The organism is Actinomadura sp. GTD37, assembly GCF_041951365.1.
Classification (GTDB): Bacteria; Actinomycetota; Actinomycetes; order Streptosporangiales; family Streptosporangiaceae; genus Spirillospora.
The window spans coordinates 1-21,996 of record NZ_JBGNUS010000011.1 but is presented as its reverse complement, the minus strand read 5'-3'; the positions used below and the strand labels follow the sequence as shown (position 1 = coordinate 21,996).

The 21,996-nt window shown below is 74.3% G+C and carries 19 protein-coding genes; 11 read left to right on the top strand and 8 right to left on the bottom strand.

Features of this window, described 5'->3' with window-relative positions:
• Positions 1-117: 117 nt before the first annotated feature.
• The 6 genes from ACA511_RS36035 (at position 118) to ACA511_RS36010 (ending at position 6,600) form a co-directional block, all read left to right on the top strand.
• Positions 118-1,149, top strand: a complete 1,032-nt coding sequence (locus ACA511_RS36035) for a DoxX family membrane protein (RefSeq protein ID WP_375029200.1) — start codon at positions 118-120, stop codon at positions 1,147-1,149.
• A 132-nt stretch (positions 1,150-1,281) separates the two neighbouring features.
• Complete coding sequence (locus tag ACA511_RS36030; protein WP_375029199.1) at positions 1,282-1,875, top strand: sigma-70 family RNA polymerase sigma factor; 594 nt, start codon at positions 1,282-1,284, stop codon at positions 1,873-1,875.
• On the top strand, positions 1,872-2,612 hold the full coding sequence (locus ACA511_RS36025; protein WP_375029198.1) for an anti-sigma factor family protein: 741 nt from the start codon (positions 1,872-1,874) through the stop codon (positions 2,610-2,612). The genes ACA511_RS36030 and ACA511_RS36025 overlap by 4 nt, the downstream gene beginning before the upstream one ends.
• 53 nt (positions 2,613-2,665) lie before the next feature.
• On the top strand, positions 2,666-3,961 hold the full coding sequence (gene aroA / locus ACA511_RS36020) for a 3-phosphoshikimate 1-carboxyvinyltransferase (RefSeq protein WP_375029197.1): 1,296 nt from the start codon (positions 2,666-2,668) through the stop codon (positions 3,959-3,961).
• A 15-nt stretch (positions 3,962-3,976) separates the two neighbouring features.
• A complete protein-coding gene (gene rsgA / locus ACA511_RS36015) occupies positions 3,977-5,011 on the top strand; it encodes a ribosome small subunit-dependent GTPase A (RefSeq protein ID WP_375029388.1) in 1,035 nt (344 codons plus the stop codon).
• A gap of 53 nt (positions 5,012-5,064) precedes the next feature.
• Positions 5,065-6,600: a serine/threonine-protein kinase gene (locus ACA511_RS36010; protein WP_375029196.1), complete on the top strand. Its 1,536-nt coding sequence runs from the start codon at positions 5,065-5,067 to the stop codon at positions 6,598-6,600.
• A 15-nt stretch (positions 6,601-6,615) separates the two neighbouring features.
• Here ACA511_RS36010 and ACA511_RS36005 read toward each other — a convergent pair whose 3' ends face one another.
• A complete protein-coding gene (locus ACA511_RS36005) occupies positions 6,616-7,464 on the bottom strand; it encodes a hypothetical protein (RefSeq protein WP_375029195.1) in 849 nt (282 codons plus the stop codon).
• A 135-nt stretch (positions 7,465-7,599) separates the two neighbouring features.
• Here ACA511_RS36005 and hisN point away from each other — a divergent pair, with 135 nt between their 5' ends.
• From hisN to lhgO, 3 genes are all read left to right on the top strand, one after another.
• The gene (gene hisN / locus ACA511_RS36000; protein ID WP_375029194.1) at positions 7,600-8,403 is read left to right on the top strand and encodes a histidinol-phosphatase; all 804 of its coding nucleotides are present in this window, start codon (positions 7,600-7,602) and stop codon (positions 8,401-8,403) included.
• Between the two features lie 230 nt (positions 8,404-8,633).
• Complete coding sequence (locus tag ACA511_RS35995; RefSeq protein WP_375029193.1) at positions 8,634-8,825, top strand: hypothetical protein; 192 nt, start codon at positions 8,634-8,636, stop codon at positions 8,823-8,825.
• A 26-nt stretch (positions 8,826-8,851) separates the two neighbouring features.
• On the top strand, positions 8,852-10,039 hold the full coding sequence (gene lhgO / locus ACA511_RS35990; RefSeq protein ID WP_375029192.1) for an L-2-hydroxyglutarate oxidase: 1,188 nt from the start codon (positions 8,852-8,854) through the stop codon (positions 10,037-10,039).
• Here the strand turns inward: lhgO and ACA511_RS35985 are convergent.
• Positions 10,036-11,502: a carboxylesterase/lipase family protein gene (locus ACA511_RS35985; RefSeq protein WP_375029191.1), complete on the bottom strand. Its 1,467-nt coding sequence runs from the start codon at positions 11,500-11,502 to the stop codon at positions 10,036-10,038. The two genes, lhgO and ACA511_RS35985, sit on opposite strands and share 4 nt — an antisense overlap.
• 114 nt (positions 11,503-11,616) lie before the next feature.
• Complete coding sequence (locus ACA511_RS35980) at positions 11,617-12,240, bottom strand: TetR/AcrR family transcriptional regulator (RefSeq protein ID WP_375029190.1); 624 nt, start codon at positions 12,238-12,240, stop codon at positions 11,617-11,619.
• Between the two features lie 104 nt (positions 12,241-12,344).
• Between ACA511_RS35980 and ACA511_RS35975 the strand changes: the two genes are divergently transcribed.
• Positions 12,345-13,196, top strand: coding sequence for an oxygenase MpaB family protein (locus ACA511_RS35975; RefSeq protein ID WP_375029189.1), 852 nt, complete (start codon positions 12,345-12,347; stop codon positions 13,194-13,196).
• Positions 13,197-13,276: 80 nt separating this feature from the next.
• Here the strand turns inward: ACA511_RS35975 and ACA511_RS35970 are convergent, their stop codons facing one another.
• From ACA511_RS35970 to ACA511_RS35950, 5 genes are all read right to left on the bottom strand, one after another.
• On the bottom strand, positions 13,277-14,089 hold the full coding sequence (locus ACA511_RS35970) for an SDR family oxidoreductase (RefSeq protein WP_375029188.1): 813 nt from the start codon (positions 14,087-14,089) through the stop codon (positions 13,277-13,279).
• Positions 14,086-15,441, bottom strand: coding sequence for a cytochrome P450 (locus tag ACA511_RS35965; RefSeq protein WP_375029187.1), 1,356 nt, complete (start codon positions 15,439-15,441; stop codon positions 14,086-14,088). The genes ACA511_RS35970 and ACA511_RS35965 overlap by 4 nt, the downstream gene beginning before the upstream one ends.
• A gap of 100 nt (positions 15,442-15,541) precedes the next feature.
• Entirely contained in the window at positions 15,542-18,592 is a 3,051-nt protein-coding gene (locus ACA511_RS35960) for an AMP-binding protein (protein WP_375029186.1), read from the bottom strand.
• 56 nt (positions 18,593-18,648) lie between these two features.
• On the bottom strand, positions 18,649-20,301 hold the full coding sequence (locus ACA511_RS35955) for an AMP-binding protein (RefSeq protein ID WP_375029185.1): 1,653 nt from the start codon (positions 20,299-20,301) through the stop codon (positions 18,649-18,651).
• Positions 20,302-20,440: 139 nt separating this feature from the next.
• Complete coding sequence (locus tag ACA511_RS35950; protein WP_375029184.1) at positions 20,441-20,809, bottom strand: DUF3054 domain-containing protein; 369 nt, start codon at positions 20,807-20,809, stop codon at positions 20,441-20,443.
• Between the two features lie 131 nt (positions 20,810-20,940).
• On the opposite strand from ACA511_RS35950, the gene ACA511_RS35945 reads away from it, so the two are divergent.
• Positions 20,941-21,882 carry a DUF5996 family protein gene (locus tag ACA511_RS35945; protein WP_375029183.1) on the top strand — a complete coding sequence of 314 codons (942 nt, stop codon included), beginning with the start codon at positions 20,941-20,943 and terminating at the stop codon, positions 21,880-21,882.
• Positions 21,883-21,996 lie beyond the last annotated feature (114 nt).

The window sequence follows — 21,996 nt, the reverse complement described above, 5'->3', positions numbered from 1 at the left end:
CCCATCAGACCACGAGCCTCGGACCACGGACCCGCGTACCGCGACCCGCGCGCCACGGGCCGCCGACTGCGCGGCGGCCCGCGCTTGAGCCGCCATGCGTTGGGCATGTAGCGGTTCATGCGACCCTTCACGACCTTGGCCCGCCCGATGGTGGCGGCGCCGTACATCATGTCCGGCCTGGATGCCATCCGCGATCCGCGCGAGCGCGCCGAGCAGGTCGGCCCGGCCGTCAAGCCGGTCGCCGACCGGATCGACTGGATGCCGAAGGACCCCGAGACCCTCGTCCGCATCGAGGGCGCGCTCAGCCTCGGCACCGGCGCGCTGCTGCTGACCGGCAGGTTCCGGCGGGCGACGACGCTGCTGCTCGCCGCGCAGCTGATCCCCGCGCTGGCGACCGAGCACCGCTACTGGACCGAGGACGACCCCGACCGCCGCGCCAGTGAGCGCTCCCACCTGCTGAAGACCGCCGCGCTGTTCGGCGCGCTGCTCATGTCGGCGACCGAGCCGCGCCGCCCGCCCCGCGCGGCGGAGCTGCGCCGCGCGATGCACGACGCGCAGATCAAGAGCGGCGCCGAGGCCAGGGCCATGCGCCGGGAGGCCGCCGCCACGCTGCGCGGCGCCCGCCGCGAGGCCGCCCGCCAGGTGCGGGTCGCCCGCGCGGAGGGCGGCCGCAAGGCCGCCGAGCAGACCGCGAAGGCCGCCAGGACGAAGAGGGCCGCCATGCCCGGCGGCACGTTCAAGACCGGCGGAGCCGGCATGTTCAAGGCGGGCAAGACCGGCGGCACCGGCATCTTCAAGGCGGGCAAGGCGGGCAAGGGCGGCCTGCTCAAGGGCGGCAAGGCGGGCGGCGCGCTGGCCAAGGCCGGGGCCGCCGGGACGTTCCGGGCGGGCAGGGCGACCGGCGCGCTGAAGAGCCTCCGGTCCCGGGGCGGGTCCGGGGGCGGGCTGTTCTCCAACGGCGGCAATCCGGACATCCGGGCGGCGGCGGCCTACCGGGCCGGGAAGGCCGCGAAGGCCGGCAAGTCCGCGGGCAGGACCGTGAAGGCGGGCACCGCCACGCAGGCCGCGAAGGCGATGAAGGCCGGCAAGACGGTGCGGACGGGGACGGCCGTCCAGGCGGGCAAGGTCCTTGAGGCGGTCAAGCGCTGACCTCGGGTCGAGCGCCGGCTTCCCGAAGAGAACCTTAAAAGAGTCTCAAAACCGTTGAACCGGGGGCGGGGCGGTCCCGTACTGCCAGGTGACCACCGTCCGAGCTCCCCACCTCAACGGAGACGCCCCGGCATGGCCCTTCCCGGATCGACCGGTCGCCAGCCCGGCGGGTTGCGGAGCCTGCTCTGCCGCCCCGGTTCGGCACGGCCGCCATCGGCCGCCGCCGACGAAGAGATCGCCGCCGAGCTGTACCGCGAGTACCATCGGCCCCTCCTCGCGTTCGTGCTCCGGCTGACCGGCGGTGACCGCCAGTGGGCGGAGGACGTGGTGCAGGAGACCATGATCAGGGCGTGGCGCAGCGCGGACCGGCTGGACGACCGGACGTCCTCGCTGATGCCGTGGCTGGCCACGGTCTCCCGGCGTATCGTGATCGACAACCGGCGGCAGCGCGAGGTCCGGCCGCCGGAGGTCGGCGACGGCCCCCTGGAGAACCTCCCGATGGCGGACGAGATGGACGGCCTGCTGCGCAAGGTCGTCGTGACGGAAGCGCTCGACTCCCTCTCCCCCGCGCATCGGCAGGCGCTGACGGAGACGGTGCTGCGCGACCGTACGGTGAACCAGGCGGCGGAGTACCTCGGCATCCCGGTCGGGACGGTCAAGTCCCGCGTCTACTACGCGCTGCGCGCCTTGCGGGTCGCCTTGGAGGAGAGGGGGGTGACCTCATGAGGTCCCAGATCGAGCACACCGACGTCGGCGCCTACGCGCTGGGCCTTCTCGAAGACGGCGACCGGCGGGCGTTCGAGGCGCACCTGCACGGGTGCGGCCGCTGCCAGGCCGAGCTCGGGGAGCTGTCCGGGACGGCGGGGGCCCTCTTCGAACTGGCGCCCGGCGCGGCGGAGGCGGACCCCGGAGCGGACCCCGGAGCCGACGCCGAGGAGGACGAGCCCGCCACACCCCCGGCCCCCGTGATCGACATGATGCGGCGCAGGCGGCGGGCCGACCGCCGGTTCCGCCGCAGCGCGTACGTGGTCGGCACCGCCGCCGCGGCGGTCGCGCTGGGCGCGGGCGTCGCGGTGGGGGCGGCGCTGAACGACGACGACGGGGGCGCGCGGAAGGCGCCGCCGCCCGTCGCGCAGACCGTCACCGGGCAGAGGTTCCAGGCGACCGACGCGGGCACCGGCGCGTCCGGGACGGTCGGCCTCGTCGACAAGGGCTGGGGCACGCAGGTCAGCCTGGAGCTGCGCGGCATCAAGGGGCCGCTGCGGTGCCACCTGGAGGCCGTGTCGCGGGACGGCGAGCGCAGCGTCGTCGCGGGCTGGCGCGTCCCCGACAAGGGGTACGGCGTGCCCGGCCAGCCCAAGCCGCTGATCATGCAGGGCGGCACCGGGCTCGACCGGGGGCAGATCGAGCGCTTCGTGGTGCGCCTGGACGGCGGCGGGACGCTGCTCAGCATCCCGCTCTGAGCACCGCTTCGAGCGCCGCCGCGCCGCCCGTCCCGGCCCGATAACCTTGGGTCATGCCCACTCCGCATTGGTCCGCCCCGGTGGCGCGCGCCCCGGTGGACGCCACGGTGCCGCTGCCCGGTTCGAAGTCGATGACCAACCGGGCGCTGATCCTGGCCGCGCTCGCCGCCGCGCCGGGCCGGATCGTCCGGCCGCTGCGCAGCCGCGACACCGACCTGATGGCCGCGGCGCTCCGCGCGCTCGGCACCGGTGTGGCGGAGGACGGCCCCGCAACCGGGGCGGCGGTCGCGGACTGGCGGATCGTCCCGGGCGAGCTGCGCGGGCCGGCGACCGTCGACACGGGCCTGGCCGGGACCGTGATGCGGTTCCTGCCGCCGGTCGCGGCGCTCGCGTCCGGCGAGGTGTCCGTGGACGGCGATCCGCGCGCCCGGGAGCGGCCGATGGGCCCGATCATCGCCGCGCTGCGCGCGCTCGGCGCCGCCGTCGACGACGGCGGGCGGGGCGCGCTCCCGTTCACCGTCCGCGGGACGGGTTCGGTGAACGGCGGCGAGGTCGTGATCGACGCGTCCGGGTCGTCCCAGCTCGTGTCGGGGCTGCTGCTGGCCGCGCCGCGCTTCGAGAAGGGCGTCGAGGTCAGGCACGAGGGCCCGCCGGTGCCGTCGGCGGCGCACCTGGCGATGACCGTCGGGATGCTCCGCGAGGCGGGCGCGGCGGTCGAGGCGGAGGGGAACGTCTGGCGCGTCGCCCCCGGCCCGCTGGAGGGCCGCGACTGGACGATCGAGCCCGACCTGTCGAACGCCGCGCAGTTCCTCGGCGCCGCGCTCGTCACGGGCGGGCGGGTGACCGTGCCGGACTGGCCGTCCGCGACGACGCAGCCGGGCGACGCGCTGCGCGGCCTGCTCACCGCGATGGGCGCCGAGGTCTCCCGCGGGCCGGACGGCCTGACGGTCCGGGGCCCCGGCGGCGGGTTCGCCGGCCTGGAGGCGGATCTGCACGAGGTCGGCGAGCTGACCCCGGTCCTCGCGGCCCTGTGCGCGCTGGCCGGCTCGCCGTCGCGGCTGACGGGCATCGCGCACCTGCGCGGCCACGAGACCGACCGGCTCGCCGCGCTGGTCGCCGAGATCAACGGGCTGGGCGGCGACGCCGCCGAGCTGCCGGACGGGCTGGAGATCCGCCCGCGCCCGCTGCACGGCGGCGTGTTCCACACCTACGACGACCACCGGATGGTGATGGCGGCGGCGGTCCTCGGGCTGGCCGTTCCCGGCATCGAGGTGGAGAATCCGGGCACCGTGGGCAAGACTCTTCCGGACTTCACTCGGCAGTGGGCGTCGATGCTGGCGCCCGCCTGACGGCAGGGGCGGACACTGGCTCGACGAGCGCACGACTACGACGAGGACGACGTCCGGGTTCGGCCCGGGCGCCGCGGGTCGCGTCCGCGCACCCGCCGCCGTCCCGCGCACGAGGACGCCTCGGCCGGGTTCGTGACCGCGGTGGACCGGGGCCGCTACCGCTGCCTCGTCGATCCGGGCACCGGCGACGAGCGCGCCGTCACCGCGATGCGCGCCCGCGAGCTGGGCCGCAAGGGCGTCGTGGTGGGCGACCGGGTGGCGCTGGTCGGGGACGTGTCCGGCGCGCCCGACACCCTGGCCCGCATCGTCCGGGTGGAGCCGCGCACCTCGTCGCTGCGCCGCACCGCCGACGACACCGACCCGTTCGAGCGGATCATCGTCGCGAACGCGGGGCAGCTCGTCATCGTGACCGCGCTGGCCGATCCGGAGCCGCGCCCCCGCATGATCGACCGGCAGCTCGTCGCGGCCTACGACGCCGGGATGGACCCGCTGCTCTGCCTCACCAAGGCCGACCTCGCCGACGCCGCCGTCCTCGTCGCCGAGTACGCGCCGCTCGGCGTCCCGTACGTGGTGACCCGGCGCGGCGGCGACCTGGACGAGTTGCGCGGGCACCTGACCGGGCGCACCAGCGTCCTCGTCGGCCACTCGGGCGTCGGCAAGTCCACCCTGGTGAACGCGCTCGTCCCGGACGCGGAACGCGCGGTCAGCCACGTGAACGCGGTGACCGGGCGCGGCCGGCACACCTCCTCGTCCGCGATCGCGCTGGAGCTGCCCGGCGCGGACGGCTGGATCATCGACACCCCGGGGGTGCGCAGCTTCGGCCTCGCGCACGTCGACCCGCGGAACGTGATCAACGCGTTCGACGACCTCGCCGAGGGCGCCGCCGAGCGGTGCCCGCCGCACTGCGACCACTTCCAGGCCGACTGCGGCCTGGACGCGTGGGTGGCCGAGGGCCGCGCCTCCCAGGCCCGCCTGGACTCGCTGCGGCGCCTGCTCTCCAGCCGCGAGGCGGACGGCGAACAGCGGACGGCGGACAGCGGCGGCGAATAGCGGCGGGCGAATAGCGGGCGACGTCCGCCCGCGCGCGTGGGTAGGGTCGCCGCATGCCTCAGACGATCGCGGCGCGGTACGAGCTTCTGGAGGTACTCGGCCGCGGAGGGATGGGCGCGGTGTGGCGGGCCCGCGACCGGACGCTCGACCGCGAGGTGGCGGTCAAGGAGGTGTCGCTGCCGCAGGGCCTGGACGCCCCGCAGGTGGAGCGGCTGTACGCGCGGACGTTCCGGGAGGCGAGGTCGGCGGCGCGGCTCGACCATCCGGGCATCGTGACGGTCTACGACGTCGTCGAGGAGGACGGCCGCCCGTGGATCGTGATGCAGCTCGTCCGGGCGGAGAGCCTGGACCGGGTCATCGCGCGGGAAGGGCCGCTGCCGCCGGCCCGGGTCGCCGCGATCGGGATCGACCTGCTGGACGCGCTGGCCGCCGCGCACGCCGCGGGGGTCGTGCACCGCGACGTCAAGCCGGGGAACGTGCTGCTGCCGCCCGGCCGGGCCGTCCTCACCGACTTCGGGATCGCGACCGTGGCGGGCGACGAGACGCTCACCCAGGCGGGCTCGATCGTCGGGTCGCCCGCGTACCTGGCGCCGGAGCAGGCCCGGCACCAGAAGGCGACGCCGGCGTCCGACCTGTGGTCGCTCGGCGGGACGCTGTACGCGGCGGTCGAGGGCCGCCCGCCGTTCGGGCGGCCGGACGTGTGGGGGATGATGGCCGCCCTCCTGTCGGACGACCCGGACCCGTTCCGCCTCGCCGGGCCGCTGGCGCCCGTCCTGCACGGGCTGCTGCGCAAGGATCCCGGGCGGCGGCTGGGCCCCGAGGACGCCGGGCGCCTGCTCCGCCAGGTCGCGCAGGGCGCCCCGGTGCCCGCGTTCGCCCCCGCCGAGCCGCCGCACGACCTGACGCTGCCGCCGGCCGGGGCCGGTCCGGCGGCGCCGGGGCCGCCGCCCGCGCCGCGCGGGCGGACGCCCTGGCAGCTGATCGTGCCCGCCGGGATCTTCGCGGCGGCGCTGGCCGCCGCCGTCGTCGCGGTCGTGCTGTTCACCAACACCGGGGAGAACGGCGGCGGCGGGCGGGCGGGCACCTCGTCGCCCACTCCGGGCGCGTCATCGTCCACGCCGGGCGGGTCGCCCTCCGTGCCCGCGGGGTACCGCCCCTACCGGGGCTCGTCGTTCACCGCCGTCGTCCCCCAGGGCTGGAAGGAGGCCCCCGAGGGCGACGACGTGACGTTCACCTCGCAGGAGCAGGGCGTGACGATGGGCCTGGCGTTCCAGCGCCTCGGCTCCGCCGCCCTGGGCACACCGGCGGACGGCCTCGCGTCCGCGATCGGCGAGATGAAGGACGACACCGGCGCCTATCCCGGCTTCACCCAGGAGAGTTTCGACCGGAGCGTCCCGTACGCGGGCGGGCAGGCGGCCGAACTCCAGTTCACCTTCACCAAGAACGGCACGCCGGGACGCGCGCGGGTGCGGGTGTTCGAGTCCGGCGGCGTCCTCTACCAGGTGCTCCTGGCCGCCGACCAGAACCACTGGGACCAGGGCGTCCCGCACTACGAGACGTTCCTGCGGACGCTGCACGTCACGGCCTGACGGGCCGGCCGGCGGCTAGCCGCGCGCCTCCTCGAACAGGGTGCGCGCCTTGGCCTCGGCCTCGTTCAGCGCCTTGACGTGCCGGGGCGCGAGTTCCTCCACGCACCGGGTCATCTCCTCGGTGACGTGGCTGAACGCGCTCTCCTCCGCGCCCCGCAGCGCCGCCCGCACGCTCGCCGACCGGGCGCCGAGCGCGGACCATTCCAGCTCCAGCCGCGCGACGGCCTCGTCGAACGCCCCGGACGTCTCGGCGCCCGCGCTCTTCAGCTCGGCCGGAATCGGCCCCCGGCCCGTCTTGCGCGCGTGGCCGGACAGCGCCGAGATGCGGCTGGCCAGCGTCAGGCCCTCGCGGGCGAGCGGCAGCACGTCGTGGATCAGGTCGGTGACCGCCTTGGCCAGCTGCTCCACCCGGGTAAGGAGCGTCTGCGTCGCCTCCTCCAGCGCGCCGGACGTCCGCTCGGCGACGCGTTCGGCCACGTCCTGCTGCTGCTTGGACAGCACCGGCACGACGTCGCGGTCCAGGAGGCGGCGCAGCTCGCGCTCCCGTGCGCCGCGGTCGCCGGGCCCGGCCCGTCCGGCGAAGTCCGCCCAGACGCGCTCGATGCGCTCCTCCCCGGACGCGGAGATCTCCGCCGTGATCTCGTCCAGGGCCTCGCCCACCCGGGCCTTCAGCCGTTCCACCCGCCCGTAGAGCGCTTCGCGCTTGAACGGGTCGTTGAGCTCGTTGAGCTGCGCCTGCAATCGACGGGACACGTCGATGGCGTGCTCGGCGAGGGGGACGAGTCGGTCGGCGAGCTCGTCGAGCGTCTCGGCCCTGCGCGGGTCGGTCAGCTCGGCCACCCACGCGGGAAGGTCGTGCGCCATGGCCCCCATGCTGCCACCACCCGTCCCGGGAAACCGGCGACCGCGCCCGGCGCGCCCCGTCCGGACGACCGAAAAGCCGGAACGGCACGGGCAGGAGTGTCTGGCCACGGGGCGATCAGGGTACCGTTGCTCGCCGTGGCGGGCTATTCCGATGACCTTCGTCTCGCGCATGTGCTGGCGGACGGAGCCGACGACATCACGACCAAGCGTTTCCGCGCCCTCGACCTCAGCGTCGAGACCAAGCCGGACTTGACGCCGGTCAGCGACGCCGACCGCAGCGTGGAGGAGCAGATACGCGGCACGCTGAAGCGGGCGCGGCCGCGGGACGCGGTGCTCGGCGAGGAGTACGGCAAGACGGGGTACGGGAACCGCTGCTGGATCATCGACCCGATCGACGCGACGAAGAACTTCGTGCGCGGCGTCCCGGTGTGGGCGACGCTGATCGCGCTGATGGAGAACGACGAGATCGTCGTCGGGGTGGTGTCGGCGCCCGCGCTGAACCGGCGCTGGTGGGCGGCCCGGGGCGGCGGCGCCTGGACGGGCCGCAGCCTCACCCGCGCCACCCGGATGAACGTGTCGGCGGTCGGCGAGATGTCCGACGCGTCCCTGTCGTTCTCCAGCCTGAGCGGCTGGGAGGAGCAGGGCCGCCTCACCCAGTTCCTCGACCTGACCCGCTCGGTGTGGCGGACGCGGGCGTTCGGCGACTTCTGGTCGCACATGATGGTCGCCGAGGGCGCGGTCGACATCTCCGCCGAGCCCGAGGTCTCGCTGTGGGACCTCGCCGCCCTCCAGGTGATCGTGGAGGAGGCCGGCGGCATGTTCACCGACCTGACGGGCGTCCCCGGCCCGGACGGCGGCAGCGTGGTCTGCACGAACGGCAGGCTCCACGCCGACGTCCTGCGCGCGCTGGGCGGCGGGCAGCTCTCCCTGCGCATCTGACCCCTGCGCATCTGACCGGCGGCGCATCCGACCGGCGGCCGCATCTACCGGCGGGCACATCTACCGGCGGTGCATCCGACCTCCGCGTGCTGGGCATACTGACTCCGGGGCCAGATCATCATGGCCATCCGCCAGACTCGCGACATATCGTGGAACAGCGGTCGCGGGACGGCCGTTGTGCTAGGTGAGGGCGGCGTTCCAGATGGGCGGCCCGTAAACGGAGGTACCAGATGTCGACCCAGACCAAGGTAGTCATCGGCGGCGTCGTCGTCGGCTTCCTGACCCTGTTCGTCTTCCCGTGGTGGCTGAGCGCCCTGATCATCCTGGGCGTCCTCGGCGCACCGCTCGTCGGGTACATGATGCTCGACTCGTCGCAGCGCAAGCGGGTGCGCGCGCAGGGGCGCAAGCGCCTCGGGAGCTGACCCCGTCCCCCCGCTAGGGTGCGGGGATGGCGGAGACACGGGTCGGCGTCGTCGGCGCGGGGATTCTCGGGCTGGCGATCGCGCGCCGGCTGGCCGAGACGCGCCCCGGCACGGAGGTGACGGTCCTCGACAAGGAGGACCGCGTCGCGGCCCATCAGACGGGCCACAACAGCGGCGTCGCCCACGCGGGCCTGTACTACGCGCCGGGCTCGCTGAAGGCGACACTGTGCAGGCGCGGGATCGGCCTGCTCAAGGAATATTGCACCGACCGGAACCTGCCCTACGAGGAGTGCGGCAAGGTCGTCGTCGCGCGCGACGCGTCCGAACTGGCGGCGCTGGACGAGATCGAGCGGCGCGCGGCGGCCAACGGGGTCCCGGGGCTGCGGCGCCTGACGGGCGGCGGGCTCCGCGAGATCGAGCCGCACGCCGCCGGGGTGGCCGCGCTGCACTCCCCCACCACCGCGATCGCCGACTTCCCGGCGGTCGCCCGCGCGTTCGCCGACGACGTCGTGCAGAGCGGCGGCGAGGTGCGGCTCGGCTTCGAGGTCGTCCGGCTCGGGCGGGCCGGCGACCGCGTCACGGTCGCGTCCCGGCGGGAGGAACTGGTCTTCGACCGGCTCGTCGTGTGCGCCGGGCTCCAGTCCGACCGGGTGGCGCGGCTGGCCGGCGACGCGCCCGCCCCGGCGATCATCCCGTTCCGCGGCGAGTACTACCGGCTCGTCCCGTCCCGGACGGACCTGGTCCGCGGCCTCATCTACCCGGTGCCCGACCCCCGCTACCCGTTCCTCGGCGTGCACTTCACCCGGCGCGTGGACGGCGGCGTGGACATCGGCCCCAACGCCGTCCTGGCGCTGGCCAGGGAGGGCTACCGGTGGCGCGACGTCCGCCCGGCCGACCTGTGGGAGACGGTCCGCTGGCCCGGCTTCCGGCGGCTGGCGCGGCGGCACTGGCGGACGGGCGCGAAGGAGCTGTACGGGTCGGCGGTGAAGCGCGCGTTCGTCGCCGAGGCGCGCGGCTTCGTCCCGGACCTGGCCGCGGCCGACGTCGTCGCGGCGCCCGCCGGGGTCCGCGCGCAGGCGGTGGACCCCGACGGCTCGCTCGTGGACGACTTCCGCATCGGGCGGGTCGGCCCGGTGGTGACCGTCCGCAACGCCCCGTCCCCGGCGGCGACGTCCTCGCTGGCCATCGCCGAGCACGTGGTGGAGCGGCTCTAGTCCCAGAGCCTGCGGACGTCGCCGCGCGGGTCGTCGACGGTCCGGTCGGCCGGCTCGTCGAACACCCGCACCGCGCGCGTCGACGGATCGAAGCGGCCCCAGCCGGGGTCGCCGGTCGCGGCGAACCCGACCCAGGCGCGGTGCATCCGGTCGGCGAGCGGCTGCGGCGGGTTCGGCCCGGCCAGCCCCTCGGGCTCGGCGGTCAGGTTGTCGAACACGAAGCCCAGCTCCAGGGCGTGGCACGCGCCGAGGCCGTGGTTCGGCGACCGCCACGCGAACTCGTACATCCAGGTGCGCCCGCCGGACGCGGCGTGCCCGGCGGCGGCGCGGTTCGCCGGGATCCGGAACAGGCTGTCGGTGACGATCGTCGCGAGCAGCTCGCCGGCCGTCAGGTCCCGGTGGCGGTCGCGGTAGGCGGCGGCCATCCCGGACGGGACGCCCATGCCGGCGGTGACGACGCCGACGATCTCGTCGGTGAGCTGGCCGGCGAGGCCGGTCGGCATCAGGAACAGCCGGAACTCCTCGGACGTGCAGCCGATGAGGAGGTCGGCGTCGCGGCCGGCGCCGTCCGCGATGGCGTCCTCGGGGCGCCGGGCGAGCAGCTCGCCGTCCAGGACGGGGGTGAGGGACATGGCGCCCGCCGCGGTGGTGGCGCCCCAGCGGCCGGGGTCGGGGACCATCGAGACCTCGGCGGCGACCGACGCCTGCGCGGGGAGGATCGCGGCCGGGTCCAGCGCGGCGAACGCCTCGGCGGTCGGCTCGACGCCGAGCCGCGCGGCCATCTCCTTCGTGACGAGCATGGCGTCGTCCGGGTCCTGCGCGATGCTGCCGGCGCCGCTCTGCGCGATCGCGCGCCCGAACAGCCCGAGGTCGAGGGAGAGCAGGGTGGTGACGCTCATCGCGCCCGCGGACTCGCCGAACACGGTGACGTTGCCCGGGTCCCCGCCGAAGCCCGCGATGTTGTCGCGCACCCACTCCAGGGCGGCGATCTGGTCGCGCAGCCCCCGGTTGAGCGGGGCGCCGGGCAGGTTCGCGAAGCCCTCCACGCCGAGCCGGTAGTTGATCGTCACGCAGACGACGCCGTCGCGGGCGAAACCGCGGCCGCTGTAGACGGGCACGGCGCCGGACCCGTTGCGGAACGCGCCGCCGTGGACCCACACCATGACGGGCAGCCCCGAGCCGCCCGGCTCCGGCGTCCAGACGTTCAGGTTGAGGCAGTCCTCGCCGGGGACGTCGGGGTCGGGCAGGAGCGCGTCGTACGGCTTGGGGTAGCCGGGCTTCGGCGCGGTCGGCCCGTACTCGAAGGCGTCGCGGACGCCGTCCCACGGCTCGGGCGGGCGCGGCTCCCGGAAGCGGTTCGGCCCGAACGGCGGCGCGGCGTAGGGGATGCCGAGGAAGGCGGTGACGCCGTCCCGTGTCCTGCCGCGCACCTTCCCGTGGGACGTCTGGACGACCGCCTCCATGCCGCGCCTCCGGTTCTAGAACGAAATTCGACAACCAGAGACTACGGGAGCGGCGGCCCCGGAGTAAGGCATGGGACGCGCAGGACGGGACGCGAGGCGGGGACCCGCCGACCGTCAGGGCCGGAGCATCCGGGTGAGGTAGTCGCGGGCGAACGCGCGGATGGCGTCCTCGTCCGCCAGCTCCAGGCCGCCGCCGGGCACGAGCAGGAGCGACACCGCGAGCCGCAGCAGCACCTCGGCGACGGTGTTGTGGTCCTCCCCGTCGCCGGGGCGGGCGCGGCGCAGCCGGTCGGCGAGGATGTCGCGCGCGGCGAGCATCACCGCGCCGCCGTTCATGCTGAGCTGCGGGAGGAACGCCTCCGGCTCGCTCTCCAGGACGCGGGTCATCAGCGGGTGCGTGCGGGCGCTGCGGAGCCCGACCACGAAGCCCTCCACCACGGCGTCCTCGGCGGACGCGAGGTCCTGCGTGGCCTCGGCGATCGCGGTGAGGAACCGGCGGCACTCGCGCAGGATGACCGCCTGGAGCAGCTGCTCCTTGTTGGTGAACCGCCGGTAGATGGTGGTGCGCGCGACCCCGGCCCGCTTGGCGACGTCCTCGACGCTGACCCTGCGCAGCCCGTAGGTCTCGAACTCCGCGAGGGCGGCGTCCAGGATGCGGGTGTCGAGATCGTCGGCGTCGCCCTCCGGCACCGCCAGCCGCGCCGCCAGCCCCCCGGCGGTCCGCACGTCCATCGTCATAGCCGCACCCTAGCCGGATCGGGCGCCCGGTCCGCAGCACCGGACGCGACAGAGCTACAATGATCGTCAAATTGTACTTCTGTCTCAGACTCGCGGTGGTGCACATGACGGACCAGGCCGAGACCGAGCCCCCGGCCCCGCTCGGGCCGGGCTCGCTGACCTGGCGCTACTTCGGCGACACCCGGATGCTCCTCGTCGGGCCCCGGGCGGCCGTCCTGCAGAACATGCTCCCGGCGCTCGGCCAGGGCGTCCTCGACCACTCGGTGTTCTTCTCCGAGACGTTCGCGCGGGTGAAGCGGTCCGCCGGGCCGATCCTGGACACCGTGTACGGCGCGGAGCGGTCCGCCGAGACGGGCCGGAAGGTCCGCGATTACCACCGCGGGATCAAGGGGACGATGCCGGACGGCGCCCGCTACCACGCGCTCGACCCCGAGACCTACTACTGGGCGCACGCGACCTTCCTCGACACCATGCTGTACGCGATCGAGACGTTCATCAGGCCCCTCGGCGAGGCGGAGAAGCGCCGCGTCTACGAGGAGTCCAAGACCTGGTTCCGGATGTACGGCGTCAGCGACCGCGCCATGCCGGACGACTGGGAGGCGTTCCAGGCGTACTGGAAGCGGATGCTGGACGAGGAGATCGTCCCGCACAAGACCGCCCGGTACGGCGTCGGCTACGTCAAGAAGGGCCTGCCCGCGCCCCCGAAGGTCCCGGCCCCGCTGTGGCGCGCGGTGTCGCCGCCGCTGAACGCGGTCGCCCGGTTCCTCACGGTCGGCGGCCTGCACCCCCGCATGCGCGAACTGCTCGACCTGCCGTGGAGCGCCGCCGACGAACGCCGCTACCGCCGCTTCGCCGCCGCCGTCCGCGCCGGCAACCGGGCATGGCCCCTCCTCCCCGAAGCAGCCCGCTACCTCCCCCAAGCCCGCCGAGCCCTCCGCAAAGCCCGCCCACGTTGACCTGCGGCGTGTTGTTGTTTTGAGCGGCGCCATAACAACAACACGCCGCAGGTCAACGGAGCAGGGCGGCACGGCGGGGGTTAGGGGGTTGAGCGGATTCTTGCGTCGTAGGACTTTCGGGCGTCTGGGTCGTAGTCCAGGAAGATCTTGTCCAGGCCCAGGCGGCGGGACGTGGCCCGGCGGAGGCGCTCGGGCAGCAGTGCGCCGATCTTGACCTGGGCGCCGAGCTTCTTCGGGACGACGACCTGCGGGCGCGGCCTGCCGATCAGGGCGGCGACGGCGGCGGCGATGTCCTCCGGCTCGCAGTTCTTCTGCCCCTTGGGGCTCGCCGTCCCGGCGACGAGGTCGGTGTTGGTGAACGTCGGCAGGACTGCGCTGACGTGCACCCCCCGGTCCGCCACCTCCAGGCGGGTCGCCTCGGTGAACCCGACGACGGCGGCCTTGCTGGCGTTGTAGAGGGCGAGGCCGGGGGTGAACAGGACGCCGGCGAGCGAGGCGACGTTGATGATGTGGCCGGACCCGCGCGGCAGCATCCGGCCGAGGGCCAGCTTGGTGCCGAGCATCACGCCGTGCACGTTGATGTCGAGGCAGCGGCGGGCGTCGGCGTCGCTCTCGTCGGCGACCGGCCCGATCGGCATGATCCCGGCGTTGTTGATCAGCACGTCGAGCGGTCCGCCGGCGGCCGCCTCGGCCGCGTCGAGGAACGCGGTGAACGACGCGCGGGACGTGACGTCCACGGTGAGGCCCGTGACGCCCAGCGCGGCGGCGGCCTCCTCGACGGCGGCCTCGTCGATGTCGCCGATGACGACGGTCGCGCCCTTGCCCGTCAGCGCGCGGGCGGTGGCGAGGCCGATCCCCCGCGCGGCCCCGGTGATCGCGATGACCTTGCTCATTGCTGCTCCAGGCGGTCGAGCCGGACGGGGAGCCCGTCCTTCGGCGAGGGGAGGGACGTCGTGTCCAGCGGCCATTCGTAGCGCGCCGGGACGCTCCAGCGGTAGCGCTGCAGCACCTGGTGCAGGATCGTCTTGACCTGCATCCCGGCGAAGTACAGCCCGATGCACTTGTGCGCGCCGCCGCCGAACGGCGCCCACGCGTACTTGTGGGCCTTGTCCTCGCGGCGCTCCGGGGAGAAGCGCTCGGGGTCGAACGTGTCCGGGTCCGGCCACCACTGCGGCATGTGGTGGTTGCTGAGCATCGGCACCACGACCAGCGTCCCGGCGGGGACGTGGAAGCCGAGGATGGAGGTGTCCTTGACGACCTTGCGGGGCAGCGCCGGGACGGGCGGCAGCAGCCGCAGGCTCTCCTTCATCACCATGTCGATGCCGGTGAGGGAGTCGAGGTCGCCGTAGGCGGGCTGCGGCTCGCCGAGGGCCAGCGACTCCTCGCGCAGCCGCTCCTGCCATTCGGGGAACTTGGCCAGGTAGTAGGCCATCGTCGTCAGCGTGATGGTGGTGGTGTCGTGCGCCGCCATCAACGCGAAGATCATGTGGTTGACGACGTCCTCGTCGGTGAACCGCTGCCCGTCGTCGGTCTCGGCCTCGCACAGCGCGGCGAAGAGGTCGTCGCCTCCGTCGCGGCGCTTGGCGGGCAGGTGCCGGTAGAAGAACTCCTCCAGCACCTTGCGGGCCTGGAGGCCGCGGTGCCAGCGCAGCCCGGGGACGGGGAACCGCACGTAGGCCGTCCCCGCCCGGACGGCGTCGATGAACGCGCCGTTGACGCGTGCGCGCTCGGCGTCGTCCAGTTCGACGCCCATGAACACGTCCACGGCGAGGTCGAGCGTGAGCTGCTTGATGTGGTCGTAGACCTTGAAGCCGGGGCCGGGCTCCCACGCCTCGATGCCCTTGACGATGCCGGGCGCCATGGCGTCCATGTAGGCGCGCAGCCGGGCCGGGGTGAACGCCTGCTGCATGATGCGGCGGTGGTGCAGGTGCTCCTCGAAGTCGAGCAGCATGATCCCGCGGGTGAAGAACGGGCCGATGAAGTAACTCCAGGCGGGCCCGTTCGCGAACGCCTTGTCCCGGTTGACCAGGACGGCCTCGGCGGCCTCCGGCCCCTGGACGGTGCAGGTGCGCTGCCCGAGCAGCCATCCCCAGGCGACGGGCCCGTACTGGTCGTAGCGCTTGCGGGCCATCCCGATCGGGTCGCGCATCACGGCGAGGGTGCTGCCGATGTACGGGACGCCGGGCACGCCGGGGACCGGTTTGAGGCCGCTGCCCTGCGGCGGCGGCGCGAGGACGCTCGTCATGACCCCTCCGGGAAGCGTGCAACAAAAGACCGGATTCTGTTGCTTTGTTCTAACGTAGCCGACGCCCGTAAGTCCAGGCTTATCGCCCGTGACTTGCGCGTCAGCGCGCCTCGCGGGCCGCCGCCGGGCGCAGCAGCCGCCGCCGCGCCGCGTCCGTCAGCGGCCGGTACCCGCCCGACTTGTCCCGGTAGTAGGTCGGCCCGTCGCCGACCGCCGGGACGCCCTCGTCGCGCAGCGGCGCCGTCCGCAGCCGCCGCCCCGCCGTGACGGGCAGCTCGTCCACGACGCGGACGAGCGCGGGCCGCAGCCCCGGCTCCACCCGCAGCAGCGCCTCGGACAGGTCGATCGCCTTGACCGTCTCCGCCGCGGGGGGACGGCCGCCCGCCCGGCTCGGCCCGGAAGGCGCGGCGGCGCCGCGGAGGCTCACGGCGGCGGCGGCCAGCTCCGTGCCGCCCACCGGGATCCCGTAGACGGCGACGCTGTCGACGTACGGCAGGTCGCCGAGCGCGTCCCGGATCGGGCCGGGCGGCACGATGCCCTCGGCCGTGCGGATCAGCTCGTTCTCCCGCCCGACGAGCCAGTAGTCGCCCGCCGCGTCGCGCCGGAACAGGTCGCCGGTGATCGTCCAGGCGTCCTCGGGCCGGAACACGCCCCGCACCGGGCGGGCCGCGGCGCCGATCGCCGAGAGCCGCACCCGCGCGAGCAGCATGCCGATCTCGCCCGGCTCGCAGCGGACGGCGAACCCGCCGGGCCCCTCGTCCAGGCGCCCGTTCTCCAGGTCGTAGCGGGCGAGCCGCACCCGGGCGCTGCCCGGCAGCGGCCGGCCGAGCGATCCGGGCTTCTTGCCGCTCAGGTTGACCAGCACCGCCTCGCCCTCCGTCGAGGCGTAGAACTCCAGGACGCGGGCGGGCGCGAACCGGTCCTCGACCCGCCGCCACAGGTTGCGCGGCATGCCGGAGCCGATGAACAGCCGGATGGCGTGGTGCCGCTCGGCCGGGTTCGGCGGCGCGTTCACCAGCTCGCCCAGCAGCGTCCACGTGTAGGACGCGACGGTCACGCCGTAGCGGCGTGCCTCGTCCCAGAAGGTGTCCGGGTCGATGACCCGGTGGGAGGACGACCCGTCGCGCCCCCCGGCGACGGCGGCGGGAGCGCCGGCCAGCGCGAGCCGGGCGCCGCCGGCGACCGCGCCGCCGAGGCTCATCAGCAGCGCGGACGGGTGCTGGATCGGCGTGATGCTGTAGACGGTGTCGGACGGGGACAGCGCGGCCGACGACGCGGTCCCGAACGCCGACAGCGCCCACCGCCGGTTCGTGATCCGGCTGGCCCGCAGCTGGTCCCCGTCGCCGCGGAACACCACGAAGGCGAGGTCGCCGGCCCGTCCCGGGTTGGGCCGGTACCACCCGGGCAGCTCCACCCGCGCGGGGTCGATGCCCTCCATGTCGACCAGCGACCCGCGGTCGCCGCGCCCGGCCCCGCCGAGCAGGTACCCCTGGACGTCCTCCAGCCCCGCGGCGAGCGCGGCGTGCTCGGGATCGGCGATCACGCGTGTCACCTGGCCGAGGCGCGCCTCCGCCGCCGGGTCGCCGTCGGGGCGGAGCAGCACGGCGACGGCGCCGAGCCGGCTCAGCGCGGCGACGAGCGCCAGCGCGGTCGGCCGGGTGCCCATCAGCACGCCGACGGCGTCGCCGCGCCGCACCCCGATGTGGATCAGGCCGCGCACCACGGCGTCGACGCGGCGCTTGGCCGCGTCGTGCGTGTGCCCGCGGCCCCGGTAGAGGAAGAAGACCTCGCCGGGCCTGTGCCGGGCCTGCTCGTCCAGCAGCAGCCCCATCGACATGCGGGTGTCGGACTGGATGCGCTCCAGCCGCGCGAGCCGCGGCAGGTTCTGCGCGGCCTCCCCGCTGATCTGCCGCGTCCCGTGCACGACCTGCGAGGCCGTCCGGAGCGCCGACCGCGCGGCGCTCGTCCCGATGCCCACCGCGAGCTGGAGCCCGTATCCGGCGGGCCCGCCGGGCAGGTCGGCGGGCTCGGCCTCCTCGTCCCCCGCCACGGGCGCGACGATCTCCGGAAGGTCGTCCTCGCCCTCCCGCCACAGGGCCCAGGACGCGACGGCCGGCCAGGTCTGCGCGATCGCGAGGCCGCCGACGACGAGCCCGAAGTGCCCGGCGCGCAGCGACGCCTCGTACACCTGGGCGCGCGGCGCGGCCCGCCGGATGCCGCGCACCATCGGCGGCGGCGCGATCTCGTCGACCTCGCCGACGAAGGTGAGGACGGGGCAGGTGATGTCGGCGAGCGTCACGAGCCGGTCGCCGATGAGGAACCCGCCCGTGAGCATCCGGTTGTGCTGGACGAACTGGCGGAGGAACTCGGCGAGCGCGGGGCCGGGCCACGACACCCAGCCCTCCCGCTCCAGGAACCGCCGCTGCCGCTCGCGCGGCGCGAGCCGCTCCCGGTCGTGCAGCTGGAGGATGAAGTCGATCCTCGACCGGACCGACTTCACCGGGCTCAGCGCCTGGAACCCGAGCCGCGTCACCCAGCCGGGCACCGCGAACCCGCCGAGGACCCAGTCCGGTATGCGCTCGACGCCCTCGGACGCGAGCCGGCTGGGCAGGCCGAACGGCAGCCCCTGGCTGGTGTCGGACGGGCTGCCGAACGTGACGATCGACTCGATGCCCTCGCTGCGCCGGTACGCGGCGGCCTGGTAGACGAACATGCCGCCCTGCGAGTACCCGGCGAGGTGGACGTCCCGCCCGGTGGCCCCGCGGACCCGGTCGACGGCGTCGCCGACCGCCAGCACGTGGTCGCTGATGGTCCGCTCCAGCCCGCCGGGCTCCCGCTCGGGGGCGCCGAAGTCGACCACCCAGGGGTCGACGCCGAGGTCGTGCAGGACCCGCACCGCGCTGACCCGCGAGGAGATGTCGTACACCTCCGCGGTGATCATCAGCGGCGGGACGAGCAGCATGACGGGGCCGCCCGCCGCGTCCGGGAAGTAGTGCCGCAGCCGGTACACCCGCTGCTCGGTCACGACCTCGCACGGAGACGCGTCCTCGTCGGTGTCGAACCCTCCGAAGCGGGCGACCTCCAGGGCGTTCTGGGCGGTCGAGCCCAGGCGGGCCCCCAGGCGGTACAGCGTCTTGGCAACAGCCGGCATCGTCGCCCTCTCGCAGCGTCAACGACATGGTGTCCTGTCGCCGGCGGCTTTAGCAATCAGGGGACGATGCGGGCGCCCTCCATCTCGTCCGCCTGCAGCCGCTCCCACATGTACCGGCGGCGGGGCTTGCCGCTGGACGTCCGGTGGATCAGCCCGGCGCCCACCACGACCGTCAGCTCGACGTCGTCGCCGACGCGCCGCCGGAGCATCTCGCGCACCGCCGGGACCCACTCCTCGCCCTGCGTCTCGGCGAACAGCGCGAGCCCCTTCTGCCCGGCGCCCGGGACGCCGACCACGGCGATGCGGCCCTTCCCGAGCCGGCTCACCTCGGCGATCTTCGATTCGAGGTCCTCGACGTACACCGAGCGGCCGCGGACCTTGATGCTGTCGCCCATCCGCCCGAGGACGAAGAGCTGCCCCTCGTGGAAGAACCCGGCGTCCCCGGTGTAGACCTTGCCGTCCATGAACCGCGTCGACTTGGCCTCGGCCCCCGCGTAGTAGCCGGGACAGGCGGAGGGGCCGCCGACGACGATCTCCCCGAGCAGCCCGCCGGCGAGCTCGTTCCCGTCGTCGTCGACGATGCAGACCGGCACGTCGTCCTCGGGCGTCCCGCAGCCGACCACCCACCCGGCCTTGGCGCCGAGCGACCGCTCGCCCAGCGTGTGCTGCTCCAGGATCCGGACGGGCGACCCGAACGACAGCGTCTCGGGGTCGGGCCGGACGGCGAGCGGGTCGCTCCGCCGGTTGTCCATGGTGACCAGCAGGGTCGTCTCGGCCATGCCGTACGCGGGCTTGAACGTCCGCCGCGAGAACCCGAACGGCTCGACGAGCCGGGCGAACACCTCCAGCGCGTGCGGGTCGATGGGCTCGGCGCCGATCAGCGCCATCTTCCAGCCGGACAGGTCGAGCCCCTCCAGCTGCTCCGGCTTCACCCGCCGCGCGCAGTACGCGTACGCGAACGGGGGCGCGGCCGTGTGCGCCGCCTCGCCGAAGCAGCGGAGCCACCGTGCGGGGTCGCGGATGAAGTGGTCCGGCCGCATCAGCCTCAGCATGCCCTGCCGCGCGATCGGGGTGATGAACGCGCCGATGAGCCCCATGTCGTGGTAGAGCGGCAGCCACGACGCGACGACGTCGCCGTCCTCGTACCCGGCCATCCGCGCGATCAGCTCGGTGTTGGCCTCCAGGTTCGCCCAGGTGACCATGACGCCGCGCGGCGCGCCGCTCGATCCGGACGTGAACTGGAGCAGCGCCAGCTCCCCGGCCGGCTGCACCGCGGCCTCCTCGCCGGCCTGCCGGGGCTGCCACGGCTCGCCGCTCAGCCCGGCATCGTCCATGGCGCGTCCGGCGTACTCGGTGAGGTCCTTGGACGCGATCACGAGCGCCGGGGACGCCTGCCGCAGGATGGCCGCCACGTGCGCGACGTAGTCGTCCCCGTCCTGGAACAGCGGCGGCGTGATCAGGCACACGGTCGCGCCGGCGGCCCAGACCCCGAAGTAGGTCTCGATGCAGGTGAAGTCCGTGGGCAGGACGAGGCACACCACGTCGCCGGGCCGGACGCCCTCCTCGATCAGCGCCCCGGCGGTCCGCCGGGCGGCGGCGGCGAGCTCGCCGTAGTCGCGGTACTCCCAGCCGCCGTCGTCGGCCGCCAGGTGGACGCCGCGTCCCGGGTTCGGCTCGTCCAGCCAGTCGCGCAGCGCAGAAGCCATCATGTCCCTTTCGCATGATCGAGGTCACCCACGTGACTCGCGGGTAACTTCACCAGGACGGCGCCCGCCGCGTCAACCGGTTCGATCAGCAAAGAGACCGGGCGGTCATTTGGCGTTCTCCCACAAGAAAACCGCCCGGTGTTCAGTTCTCCCCGGCCGGGCTCCGGCGCCGCGCGAGGGCGACGGCCCCGCGCCAGCCGAGCAGCGCCGCCCCGAGGAACACGAGCGCAACGATCACGAACGCCGCGGCGGTCCCCTGCCCGCTGATGGCCCGCAGCGGCATCCCGACGGCGACGGCCGCGGCCCAGACCGCGACGCCGCCCGGCACCACCGCCTCCGGCCGCCGCCAGACGCGCCCGGCGACCCATCCGGCGCCTGCCCCGACCAGGAACGGCCAAGCCGTGGCGGCGAACCCCGCCACGCTCGCGGCCTCCTCGTGCGTGGCGCGCCCGATCACGACGAACACCAGCACACAGCAGGCGTCCAGCACGCCGGCGACCCAGTTCCGCATGCCCACAGGCTATGCGGGCAGTGCGGCGGATGCGCGCGTCCCCGGGGCTCCTGGAGGCAACGAGTGGTTGACGTCTCACCAAGGGGTATCACCGACCTCAAGTGACCACTGGGATCTGCGTGGAGGTAGCGATGACGGAGGAACGTGCATCCGGGTGGCCGCGGCTGCGGCTGGCGGACTGGGCCGAGACCCGCGCCACTCTCCACATGTGGACGCAGATCGTCGGCAAGGTGCGCTTGGCCCACGCGCCGCTGGTCAACCACTGGTGGCAGGTCACGATGTACGTCAGCCCCCGCGGCCTGACGACCTCGGCGGTCCCCTACCGGGACGGCGCGTTCGACATCGAGTTCGACTTCGTCGAGCACGTCCTGCGCATCAGGAGCAGCGACGGCGGCGCCCGCACGGTCGCCCTGGAGCCGAAGCCGGTCGCCGACTTCTACGCCGAGACCATGTCCGCGCTGGACGACCTCTCGATCGAGGCCGCGATCCAGGCCAGCCCGAACGAGGTGCCTCAGGCGATCCCGTTCGCCGAGGACCGCGAGCACGCCTCGTACGATCCGGACGCGGCGCACCTGTTCTGGCGCCAGCTGCTCCAGGCGGACCGCGTCCTGGGCGAGTTCCGGTCCCATTTCGTCGGCAAGGTGAGCCCGGTGCACTTCTTCTGGGGCGCGATGGACCTGGCCTGCACGCGCTTCTCCGGCCGTCCCGCCCCCGCTCATCCCGGCGGGGCCCCGAACTGCCCCGACTGGGTGATGGTGGAGGGCTATTCCGGCGAACTGTCCAGCGCGGGCTTCTGGCCCGGCGGCGGCGAGGAGGGCGCCTTCTACTCCTACGCCTACCCGGAACCCGCCGGCTTCCCCGACCACCCGGTGACCCCGTCCGAAGCCCGCTACGACAGCGAAATGGGCGAGTTCCTCCTCCCCTACGAGACGGTGGCCACCGCCGCCGACCCGGACGCCACCCTGACCGAGTTCCTCCGCACCACCTACGAAGCAGCCGCGGACCTGGCCGACTGGAACCGCACGTCCCTGGAAGACACCCCCACAAGACTCGACAAGCACAAGCCCGAGTAGAAGAGCAGGAGCAGCCCCCCGCCAGCGGGCGACCACGAACATCGGCCGGGTACGTCCCGTGCGTTGACCTGCGGCGTGTTGTTGTTATGGCAAGGCCGATAACAACAACACGCC